The following is a 387-nucleotide window of genomic DNA, read 5'->3' as shown; positions in this document are numbered from 1 at the left end:
CGGCGATCCAGGTGACCCGCGCGTCGCCGCCTATCTCGATATCCGCGAGCGCGATCTCGTTGGCCGTCACGGCCGTTTCGTCGCCGAGGGCAAGGTGGTGCTCGACGTGCTCTTCTCGGCCGGCCGCTTTGCCGCCGAATCGGTGCTGGTCCTCGAAAATCGGCTGGCGGGCCTCGACACCACCTTGCGCAAGGCTCCGGCTGACCTTCCGGTTTATATCGCCACCAGCGAGATCATCGACGGGATCGCCGGGTTCCACATACATCGCGGCATATTGGCGATCGGCAGCAGGGGTCCGGCGCAGTCCGCCGAGGCCTTGCTCGACACCTTGCCCGGCGGCGCGCTTATCGTCGTTCTCGTCGGCATTGCCAACCACGACAATATGGG

1 pseudogene is annotated in these 387 nt (G+C 65.6%); it reads left to right on the top strand.

What is annotated here, in order from left to right:
* Positions 1 to 387, top strand: a pseudogene (locus EN742_RS37540) (RNA methyltransferase); the annotation flags it as partial.

Source organism: Mesorhizobium sp. M4A.F.Ca.ET.020.02.1.1, from assembly GCF_004022645.1.
Taxonomy (GTDB): domain Bacteria; phylum Pseudomonadota; class Alphaproteobacteria; order Rhizobiales; family Rhizobiaceae; genus Mesorhizobium.
The sequence above is the reverse complement of the archived record's forward strand: the minus strand, read 5'-3'. Positions and strand labels throughout refer to the sequence as shown.